Origin of the sequence: Fulvimonas yonginensis (assembly GCF_037137055.1) — a bacterium.
Taxonomy (GTDB): Bacteria; Pseudomonadota; Gammaproteobacteria; order Xanthomonadales; family Rhodanobacteraceae; genus Frateuria_A; species Frateuria_A yonginensis.
On record NZ_JBBBNY010000002.1, the window covers coordinates 328,527 to 337,785 of the forward strand.

Consider the following 9,259-nt stretch of genomic DNA (forward strand, 5'->3'; position numbering starts at 1 on the left):
ACCGGTCGGATCGGCCCACCGTCGGATCGCCGTGCTCCAGCGGAGTTCAGTGCAGCGCCAGCCCCCAGCGATCCGCTCGGGGCAGGTGGTGCCGCGCCGGGTCGAGCGACATCGCGACGTAGCGCGCCTTCCCGACGATTTCCGCGCGCGGCACGAATCCGAAAAAGCGCGAGTCGTAGCTGTCGTCACGGTTGTCCCCCATCACCAGGTAGTCACCCGCCGGTACGGTCACCGGGCCGTAGCTGCTGACGGGACTGGGCAGGTAGCGTGCCAGCCGGAGCAGGTGATGCCCGCCGCCGATCGACTCGACCGCATAAGTTGCCGGCTGCACCCGGTCCGCGGTGATGCCGGCGACCGTGACGGGCGTGTAACGGGCGGCGTGGCCATTGACGTAGAGCACGTTGCCCCGCAGCGCGATGTGGTCACCGGGCACGCCGACGACACGCTTGACCAGCCGGTCACCGGTGGCAGTCGAGTCGATGATCACGATGTCGTTGCGCTGCGGGTCGGCGCGGTGCAGCAGCGAGTGATGGGTGAACGGCACGCGCAGGTCATAAGCCATGCGGTCCACCACGATCCGGTCGCCGATGCGGATGGTCGGCTGCATCGAACCGGTGGGCACGGTGTTCCAGTCCGCCAGCGCGCTGCGGAATACCAGCATGCCGAGCAAGAAAAAGAAAAAGCCGCGATTGCGCAGCAGGAAATTCTTCAGGCCGTGCATGGAATCTCCGATTTCTCAAAGCATCGGCTCGGACCACGACCGGCCCGGGCAGTTCAATTCGATCGCCCGCAACCGCCCTGTTGCGCCTGCACGGGCGGGCAAGGCACGTCCCCGAAGGAGCAGAACACACAGCAGTCGCCGGGCCTGGGCTTCAGCAGGACGCCGCAGCCTGGGCAGTCATACAGGAACAGGCAGGCATCGGTCGGCATGGTTTCCTCCGAGCGGTGCCCGCACCGGGGGCATGTCAGCACGCTTTGCAGGCGCGGCGCCATGAGTCAGGGCGACGTCGCGACCGGCTTGCCGCCGACGGTCTCCAGGAAGCGCGGCGGCTGCCACGCCCCGGCATGCTGCTCGAAGCCATAGGCGATCGAGATCAGCGTCGGTTCGCTCCAGCGGGCACCGAACAGCACGATGCCTACCGGCAGGTCGTGTGCGAAGCCGGCAGGGACGGCAATGGACGGGTAGCCTGCCACCGCCGCCGGCTGCGAGGCGCCGCCCACGGTCGGGTCGCCGCTGACGATATGGTCGCCAAGCACCAGGTCGGTGACGAAGGCCGGACCCCAGGAGGGCGCGAGCAGCGCGTCGAGGTGATCCTTCGCCAGCGCCGCGTCGATACCCTCGGGGCCGGCCAGCCGCTTGGCCTTGGCCAGGGCGTCAAGGTAGTTCTTCTCGGTCAGCGGCCCCTTGGCCTGCGCCTGCTCGAACAGCTCCTGCCCGAACCACGGCATTTCCTGCGCGGCGTGCTGCCGATCGAAGGCGATCAGGTCGGTGAGCGTCCTTACCTCGAGCGTCAGCCGGGTGGCGAGATAGGCCTCGATGTCGTGCTTGAACTCGTACAGCAGCACGGTCATCTCCGGCCCGCCCAGGTCCGACAGGTGTGGCACGGTCACCGGGTCGACGATGACTGCGCCCTGCGACTTCATCAGCGCGATCGTCTGCTCGAGAACGCGATCGGCGTTCGGCTCGGCGCCGGCGAGCTGGCGCACCACGCCGATGCGCTTGCCCTTCAGGCCATCCGGGTCGAGGAAGCGGGTGTAGTCGGTGGCGTGCCGGTCGGCCTCGGCGGTGGCCGGATCGCGCGGGTCGCTTCCTGCGATCACGCCGAGCAGCGCGGCGGCGTCGGCCACGCTGCGCGCCATCGGGCCGGCGGTGTCCTGGCTGTGCGCGATCGGCACGATGCCGCTGCGGCTGACCAGGCCCAGCGTTGGCTTGATGCCGACGATGCCGTTGCTGGCCGCCGGGCAGATGATCGAGCCGTCGGTCTCGGTGCCGATCGCCACGGTCGCCAGGCCCGCCGCCACCGCCGCGCCCGAGCCGGCGCTGGAGCCGCAGGGGTTGCGGTCGAGCACGTAGGGATTCCTGGTCTGCCCGCCACGGCCGCTCCAGCCGCTGCTGGCATGGCTGGAGCGGAAGTTGGCCCACTCGCTCAGGTTGGTCTTGCCGAGCACCAGCGCGCCGGCCTTGCGCAATCGCTCCACCAGCCCGGCGTCGCGCGGTGCCGGCGCGTCCACGAGGGCCAGCGAACCGGCGGTGGTGAGCATGCGGTCGCCGGTGTCGATGTTGTCCTTGAGCAGTACGGGAATGCCGTACAGGGGGCCGCGCCCGGCCTTGCCGCGCCGCGCATCCAGCGCCGACGCCAGTGTGAGCGCGTCCGGGTTGGTCTCGATCACTGAACGCAGCGTCGGGCCCGCCTGGTCGATCTGCGCGATGCGGTCGAGGAACTGACGCGCCAGGGTACGGCTGTCCAGCGTGCCCTCCTCCATCTGCCGCTGGATCTCCGCGACCGACGCGTAGGCCATGGACGGCGCCGGCCGCGCGGCGATCGCCGGGCCGGCCGGCAGCAGGGTGACGAGCAGGGCAAGGCGGGCAGGCAACGGTTTCACGGCGGTCTCCGGCAGGCAGGTATGCAATCGGCGCGTGCGGCACGGTGTCGCGTCGCCCAGCATAGCCGCCCGACCTGCCGATCGCGCGGGGATAATCGCGAACATGAACCTGCGCTTCCCGCTCTCCCTCCTCGGCTTGCTCTGGCTTGCGTCGGCCGTGCCCTCCCGCGCCGCCGAGGCTTCCGTCGTGCCGGACACCCTCAAGCAGCGCATCGCGTCCTGCACGGCCTGCCACGGCGAACACGGCGAAGGCACCCCCGAGAGCGGCTTCTTCCCGCGGCTGGCCGGCAAGCCGGCCGGCTACCTGGCGCGGCAGATCAGCAACTTCCAGGTTGGCCTGCGCAAATACGCGCCCATGGAGTACACCGTGCGCGGGCTCTCTCCGGCTTACATGCACGAGATCGCCGGGTACTTCGCCGCCCAGCAGGTGCCCTACGCGCGTTCGCCGGTGCCGGCGGTGTCGACGGCGACGCTGCAACGGGGCGAGGCGCTCGCCACCGCCGGTGACCCGGCCCGCAAGCTGCCGGCGTGCGCCGCCTGCCATGGTGCCCAGCTCACCGGCGTGGAACCCGACATCCCGGGCCTGGTCGGGTTGCCGTACGACTACATCAGCGCCCAGCTGGGCTCGTGGCGTACCCACACGCGCGCCATGGTGGCCCCCGACTGCATGGCGACGATCGCCGCACGCCTGAGCGAGGCGGACATCACCGCGGTGTCGGCCTGGCTCGCCACGCGCGAGGTGCCTGTCGACGCGCATGCCCAGCCGCCCGGCACGGTGACACCGCCGATCGCCTGCGGCGTGCTCGAAGCGAAGGAGGCGGCCCGATGAAAGGCTTGCTGCGCGCCTTCATGGTGCTGCTGGTGCTGGCCGCCGTGGCGGTGGCCTGGTGGCTGTTCCGCCGGCCGGCCGCGCCACTGCCGCCGGCCGCGCCGGACGCGACCGCCCGCCTGCGCGATCCCGCCCTGATCGCCCGCGGTGCCTACCTCGCCACGGTCGGCGACTGCGCCGCCTGCCACACCGCGCAGGGCGGACAGCCGTACGCCGGTGGCCGCTCGCTACCGACCCCGTTCGGCGAGGTGCCCGCGCCCAACCTCACCCCCGACGACGCGACCGGGCTCGGCCAATGGTCGTTCGAGGCGTTCTGGCGGGCCATGCACGAAGGCATCGGCCGCGACGGACGGGCGCTGTACCCGGCCTTCCCCTACACCTCCTACACGCGGGTCAGCCAGGAGGACGCGCGGGCACTGTTCGCCTACCTGCGCTCGCTGCCGCCGGTGCACAACCCGACGCCGCCGCCGTCGCTGCGCTTCCCCTATGACCTCAGCGCGAGCCTGGCGACCTGGCGGGCGTTGTACTTCCGTCCGGGCAGCTTCACGCCGGATCCCAAGCAGACCGCGGAGTGGAACCGCGGCGCCTACCTGGTCGAGGGCCTGGGCCATTGCAACGAGTGCCACGTCGCGCGCGACAACCTCGGAGGTCTGCCTGGCAAGGTCACCCTCACCGGGGGCCAGATCCCCGTGCAGAACTGGTATGCGCCCGACCTCGGCACGCATGCCCACGGTGGCCTGGAAGGGTGGACCGTGGACGACATCGTGGCATTGCTAAAGACCGGCCAATCGGTGCGTGGCGTGGCCTTCGGCCCGATGGCCGACGTGGTGATGCAGAGCACCCAGCACATGCGCGACGACGACCTGCGCGCCATGGCGGTCTACCTGCAGTCGTTGCCGCCGCGTCCTGCGCCGCCGGTCGATGCGGACCGGCTTGGCAGCGACGCGCTGTTCGACCGCGGAGAGAAGCTCTACGCGCAGCGTTGCGCCGGCTGCCACGGCAAGCAGGGCCAAGGCGTGCCGGGTGTCTACCCGCCGCTGGCCGGCAACGGCTCGGTCACCGAGCCGAGCGGCATCAACGCGATCCGCATCGTGCTGCTGGGAGGCTTCGCGCCGTCCACCGCCGCGCAGCCGCGCCCCTATTCCATGCCGCCGTTCGCGCAGCAGCTCAACGACGCCGATGTGGCCGCGGTGGTCAGCTACATCCGCCAAGCCTGGTCGAACAAGGCGGCACCGGTGCTCGATCGCGACGTGGCGGCCTATCGACACACCCCGGTGGAATAGCCGCCGGCGACCGGAGCCGTGCCCGGCCCGGCGCGACCCGCGAGGCGCGTCGCTACCGGCGCCCGCCGGCGGCGACGCGCCGGGCCAGTTCGCGCCAGGGCTCGATGTCCCAATGGCGGCGAGCCTGCCCGGAGGGCGAGGGCAGGGCGAACACGCGCGTGTCGCCGAGGCGTTCGGGCTGCTCGCCGTAGTGGGTAACCGGATGACCGAGGGCCGCGCGGGCGGCGGTCTTGCTGGTGAAGGCGAGCAGGCGTGGGCGGTAGCGCGCGATCTTGGCCAGCAGCGCAGGCACGTCGAAGGCATCGCGCGGCAGGTCGGCGTCGTTGCCGCTGTGGCGCTTGGCCAAGTCGGTCAGCCCGATGCCCAGCTCGAGCAGCCGCGGGTACTCGGCGGGCGCGAAGCGGCGCGGCGTCAGTCCGGCCTCGGCCAGCGCACGCCAGAACAGGTTGCCCGGATGGGCGTAGTAGGCACCCTCGCGGGCCGAGCGCTCGCCGGCGGCGGTGCCGCAGAAGACCAGCGCCAGGCCCGGACGCAGCAGGTCGGGCAGGATGTGCTCAGTCGCCCGGGCCACCGGCGGCGCCCGCGTCGTCGAGCAGGAAATCGGTGAACTGGAAGCGGCCGTCGCGCAACACCGATTCGCCCGGCCGCAGCGGCAGGTCGCGCGCGAACAGCGGACCGCCGAAGCTCAGGGTGTGGAACTCGCCGCGCTCGCCGCACGGATCGACGCCTGCCGGCAGCGCGTCGAGCAGCGCACCGTCGTAGGCGCGGCCGCAGAAGGCGGCATCCAGCTGCTGGGTGTCCACGCAACACAGCACCGCACGATGCCCTTCGCCGACGAAGCGGCGCGAGAGCGCAGCGGTGTCCTCGCCCCAGATCGGGAACACCGCGCGCCACTCGGCGCGACCGAGCTGGCGCACGCGGTAGTCGCGCACGTCCTGCAGGAACAGATCGCCGAAGGCGCAATGGCGGATGCGCGGCCAGCGCATGCGGGCCTCGGCCAGCGCCCGCGCGTGGGCGGCCTCGTAGGCCTCGTTGCTGCCCGGCCAGTCCATCTGCACTTCCAGCAGCGGCAGGCCCAGCGCCACGGCCTGAGCGTGCAGGATGTCGCGGCGCACGCCGTGCATGGCGGTGCGTTGGTAGGTGCGGTTCACCGTGGTGAGCAGCGCGACCACCTGCCACTGCGGGTCGGCGCGCAACCGCTGCAAGGCCATCAGGCAGTCCTTGCCGCCGCTCCAGGCGAGGAGGATCGGGGTCGGGTTCATCCGCCTACTTTACGCGATGGCCCGCGTCGGCTGTCGTCGCGGCGATGGCCTGCCCACGTCACGTGGACACCGGGCCCGGCAGGGTTGGCGAATGACCGACCAACTGCTCGAACTCTGGCACGACCAACCCTGGGTTCGCCTGGGGGTGACCGTGATCGTGGCGTTGCTGCTCGCGATCGTGCTCCACCGGCTTGCACGTGCGTTGCTGTGGCGGCTCAGCGACGGTCACCCGATGGCGCGCGAGATGCTCCGGCGCGCGCGGGCGCCGATGGGCTGGCTGGTGCCGCTGCTGGTCCTCGCGGTCGCCGTGCGCGCGCGGCCCGAAGCCGCAGCGTTGCACCTGGCCGACACGCTGGGCCAGCTGCTGGCGATCCTGCTGGTCGCCGTGGCGACCTGGCTGGGCGTGCGCTGCATCGGCGCGGCCGAGGTGTTCTTCACGCACCGCTTCCCGGTGGACACCAAGGACAACCTGCAGGCGCGGCGGGTGCTCACCCAGGCGCGCGTGCTGGGCCGCACGGCGACGGTGCTGCTGATCCTGATCGGCCTGGCCGCGTGCCTGATGATGATCCCGGGCGTCCGCCAGATCGGTGCCAGCCTGCTCGCGTCGGCGGGCCTGGCCGGCCTGGCGGTGGGCCTGGCCGCCAAGCCGGTGCTGAGCAACCTGATCGCAGGCCTGCAGATCGCCATCACCCAGCCGATCCGCCTGGACGACGTGGTGATCATCGAGGGCGAATGGGGACGCATCGAAGAGATCACCGGCACCTACGTGGTGGTGCGCATCTGGGACGAGCGGCGGCTGGTGGTGCCGCTCAACTGGTTCATCGAGAACCCGTTCCAGAACTGGACGCGCACCAGCGCGCAACTGATCGGCACGGTCTTTCTGTGGGTCGACTACCGCGTGCCGCTGGAGCCCCTGCGCGAGGAGGTCAAGCGCCTGTGCAAGGAGGCGCTGCAGTGGGACGGCCGCGTCTGCGTGCTGCAGGTGACCGACGCCAACGAGCGCGCGATCCAGCTGCGCGTGCTGGCCAGCGCCGCCGACTCGGGCAGCGCCTGGGATCTGCGCTGCCGCGTGCGCGAAGGGATGATCGCGTTCCTGCAGCGGCAGTACCCGGACAGCCTGCCGCGGCTGCGGACGGAGGTGGAGCAACGCCGCGACGCGCGCCTGCAACCCCCCGCCTGACGCGGCGCGATCGTGGCGCCGGGCGCGCCGACGGCGACGATCAGGCCGCGCTCCAGTGCAGGATCGCGTAGACCCGGCCCTCGCGCAGCTCGAAGCGCAGCGCCATGCCCAGTGCCTCGGCGGCGGCGTGGGCGAGGGCCAGGCCCAGGCCGGCATGGCTGGCATGGGAGGGCTGCTTGCGCCAGAACCGCTGGCCGAAGCGTGCCAGATCGGCGGGTTCCAGCTCCGGCGCAGCGTTGTCCACGGACAGTGCCTGTTCGTCCAGCGCGATCCGCACCGTGTCGCCGGCCGGCGCATAGGCGCAGGCGTTGCCCAGCAGGTTGCCGAGCACCACCTCCAGCAGTGCGGGATCGGTGTGCAGGCTCGCCGGTGGCGTACCGGTGACGGCCAGCCCGACCTCGCGCGATCGCGCGCAGGCCTGCTGGCGCTGGAACTGGCGTTCCAGCCACGGGCGCAGTTCCAGCGGCTGGCGCTGCGGCTGCTCCAGGCCGGACTGCAGGCGGGTGAGCAGCAGCAGCGCGGTCACCGTCGCTTCCAGCTCGGCGCCGATCTGGCCGATCTCGCCCAGGATCTGGCCCAGCTCGCGTCCGCTCGGGTAGCGTGACTCCACCTCGGCCAGCGCGCGCAGCTCGGCCAGGCGCGTGCGCGTCTCGTGCGCCAGGCCGCTGGCGAACTGGCGCTCGCGGGCCAGGCCTTCGTCCATCCGGGCGAGCACCTCGTTGAAGCGCGACACCAGCGGATCGAGCTCGCGCGTGCCGCTGGCCGGCAGGCGGCGGCCGGGCGCATGCGGGCCGACGTCCCGCATGCGTTCGACCAGCGCGCGCACCGGCCGCAGCCCACGCCGCACGATCAACGGTACCGCCACCAGCGCGACCAGCAACGCCAGCGCCGGGCCGAGACCGAGAATCCAGTCCAGCGTCGCCAGCAGGCGGTCGAAGGCGCGCCGGTCCTGCGCGAACAGCAGCGCGCAGCTGCGGGTCGGCGGCCCGCGGGTGGACGGCTCCTCGAAGGCGAACATCACCGTGCCCAGGCGCCCTCCGGCGTGCGCCAGGTTGGCGAACGTGGGTGTCGGGCCGGCCGCCCGGGGCCAGTCGTCGGGCACGACCGGCGGCGGCGGCGAGCTGCGCAAGGGCGGCAGGCCGACGCACTGCAGCTCGTACCAGGCATGGGCTTCGCCGGCGAGCAGGCCGGGCGGGAGATGGGATGCGCCTTCGGCCTGCTCGACCTCCACCACCGTGGTCAGCGCCTGCGCCTGCGCCAGCAGGCTGTCACGGAAGCGCGCTTCCATCGCCCGGTCGATCCGCCAGTCCATCGCCAGTGCGCCGCCGCCCAGCGCCAGCAGGCTGGTGACCACCAGCAGCACGGTGATGCGGGCGGAGAGCGAGGCGGGCATCACGGGATGATGTAGCCGGCGCCGCGGCGGGTCTCGATCAGGCCGGCCAGCCCCGCCGCATCCAGCTTGCGGCGCAGCCCGAACACCAGCACCTCGACGCTACGGTCGGACACCTCGGTATCGCTGCCGGCGGTGCGCTCCAGGATTTCCTGTCGCGTGAAGGCGCGGCCGCGATGGCGCAACAGCAGCCCGAGTACGGCGAACTCGCGCGGGGTCAGCGGCAGCGGTCGGCCCTCGACGCTGGCGCGCTGGGCCAGCGGGTCCCAGGCCAGCGGCCCGTGGCGCAGGATCGCCGGTTGCGCCTGCAGCGGGCGGCGGGCGAGCGCGTGCAGCCGGGCAACGAGCTCGTCGAAGGAAAAGGGCTTGGTCAGGTAATCGTCGGCACCGGCGTTGAGCGCCTCGATGCGGTCTGCCACCTGGTCGCGCGCCGACAGGACCAGCACCCGCGGACGCCGTCCGCCCTCGGGCAGGGCATGCAGCACGCCCAGGCCGTCCAGCCGCGGCAGCATCAGGTCCAGCACCACCAGGTCGTAGTCGTAGCCGGCCAGGAAGCCCTTCGCCTCGATCCCGTCCCCGGCGGCGTCCACGGTGAAGCCGGCACCGCGCAGGCCGTGCTGCAGGGTGCCGCGCAGCCGTTCGGAGTCTTCCACCAGCAGGAGTTTCATGCGGGATCCCTCGGCCGGGCAGGCGGGCCAGTCTAGCGGGTCG

Annotated in this window: 10 protein-coding genes; 3 read left to right on the forward strand and 7 right to left on the reverse strand. The window is 72.0% G+C overall.

Annotation, left to right across the window (positions count from 1 at the left end):
• Positions 1-46: 46 nt before the first annotated feature.
• From lepB to WAT24_RS04755, 3 genes are read right to left on the reverse strand one after another with little or no spacing between them, the layout of a single operon-like run.
• A complete protein-coding gene (lepB, locus tag WAT24_RS04745) occupies positions 47-721 on the reverse strand; it encodes a signal peptidase I (RefSeq protein ID WP_336806672.1) in 675 nt (224 codons plus the stop codon).
• Between the two features lie 53 nt (positions 722-774).
• Complete coding sequence (locus tag WAT24_RS04750) at positions 775-993, reverse strand: GDCCVxC domain-containing (seleno)protein (protein WP_336806673.1); 219 nt, start codon at positions 991-993, stop codon at positions 775-777.
• Between the two features lie 3 nt (positions 994-996).
• Positions 997-2,604, reverse strand: a complete 1,608-nt coding sequence (locus tag WAT24_RS04755) for an amidase (protein ID WP_336806674.1) — start codon at positions 2,602-2,604, stop codon at positions 997-999.
• Positions 2,605-2,707: 103 nt separating this feature from the next.
• Here WAT24_RS04755 and WAT24_RS04760 point away from each other — a divergent pair, with 103 nt between their 5' ends.
• Positions 2,708-3,433 (forward strand): c-type cytochrome, encoded by a 726-nt coding sequence (locus WAT24_RS04760; protein WP_336806675.1) that lies wholly within the window; start codon positions 2,708-2,710, stop codon positions 3,431-3,433.
• Complete coding sequence (locus WAT24_RS04765; protein WP_336806676.1) at positions 3,430-4,716, forward strand: cytochrome c; 1,287 nt, start codon at positions 3,430-3,432, stop codon at positions 4,714-4,716. Before WAT24_RS04760 ends, WAT24_RS04765 begins: the two co-directional genes overlap by 4 nt.
• 52 nt (positions 4,717-4,768) lie before the next feature.
• Here the strand turns inward: WAT24_RS04765 and WAT24_RS04770 are convergent, their stop codons facing one another.
• Together WAT24_RS04770 and WAT24_RS04775 are read right to left on the reverse strand one after the other, a co-directional pair.
• A complete protein-coding gene (locus WAT24_RS04770; protein ID WP_336806677.1) occupies positions 4,769-5,287 on the reverse strand; it encodes a mismatch-specific DNA-glycosylase in 519 nt (172 codons plus the stop codon).
• The gene (locus tag WAT24_RS04775) at positions 5,271-5,978 is read right to left on the reverse strand and encodes a Dph6-related ATP pyrophosphatase (protein ID WP_336806678.1); all 708 of its coding nucleotides are present in this window, start codon (positions 5,976-5,978) and stop codon (positions 5,271-5,273) included. Before WAT24_RS04775 ends, WAT24_RS04770 begins: the two co-directional genes overlap by 17 nt.
• A gap of 91 nt (positions 5,979-6,069) precedes the next feature.
• Between WAT24_RS04775 and WAT24_RS04780 the strand changes: the two genes are divergently transcribed.
• Positions 6,070-7,158, forward strand: a complete 1,089-nt coding sequence (locus WAT24_RS04780; RefSeq protein WP_336806679.1) for a mechanosensitive ion channel family protein — start codon at positions 6,070-6,072, stop codon at positions 7,156-7,158.
• Between the two features lie 40 nt (positions 7,159-7,198).
• On the opposite strand, the gene WAT24_RS04785 is transcribed toward WAT24_RS04780, so the two are convergent.
• Together WAT24_RS04785 and WAT24_RS04790 are read right to left on the reverse strand one after the other, a co-directional pair.
• Entirely contained in the window at positions 7,199-8,551 is a 1,353-nt protein-coding gene (locus tag WAT24_RS04785) for a sensor histidine kinase (protein WP_336806680.1), read from the reverse strand.
• A complete protein-coding gene (locus WAT24_RS04790; RefSeq protein WP_336806681.1) occupies positions 8,551-9,216 on the reverse strand; it encodes a response regulator transcription factor in 666 nt (221 codons plus the stop codon). Before WAT24_RS04790 ends, WAT24_RS04785 begins: the two co-directional genes overlap by 1 nt.
• Between the last annotated feature and the right edge of the window lie 43 nt (positions 9,217-9,259).

Excerpts from the sequence above, each read along its gene's own strand:
- WAT24_RS04765 (WP_336806676.1), top strand. The coding sequence starts at position 3,430 with ATGAAAGGCTTGCTGCGCGCCTTCATGGTGCTGCTGGTGCTGGCCGCC.
- WAT24_RS04780 (WP_336806679.1), top strand. The coding sequence starts at position 6,070 with ATGACCGACCAACTGCTCGAACTCTGGCACGACCAACCCTGGGTTCGC.
- WAT24_RS04790 (WP_336806681.1), bottom strand. The coding sequence starts at position 9,216 with ATGAAACTCCTGCTGGTGGAAGACTCCGAACGGCTGCGCGGCACCCTG.
- WAT24_RS04785 (WP_336806680.1), bottom strand. The coding sequence starts at position 8,551 with ATGCCCGCCTCGCTCTCCGCCCGCATCACCGTGCTGCTGGTGGTCACC.
- WAT24_RS04775 (WP_336806678.1), bottom strand. The coding sequence starts at position 5,978 with ATGAACCCGACCCCGATCCTCCTCGCCTGGAGCGGCGGCAAGGACTGC.
- WAT24_RS04760 (WP_336806675.1), top strand. The coding sequence starts at position 2,708 with ATGAACCTGCGCTTCCCGCTCTCCCTCCTCGGCTTGCTCTGGCTTGCG.
- WAT24_RS04750 (WP_336806673.1), bottom strand. The coding sequence starts at position 993 with ATGGCGCCGCGCCTGCAAAGCGTGCTGACATGCCCCCGGTGCGGGCAC.
- lepB (WP_336806672.1), bottom strand. The coding sequence starts at position 721 with ATGCACGGCCTGAAGAATTTCCTGCTGCGCAATCGCGGCTTTTTCTTT.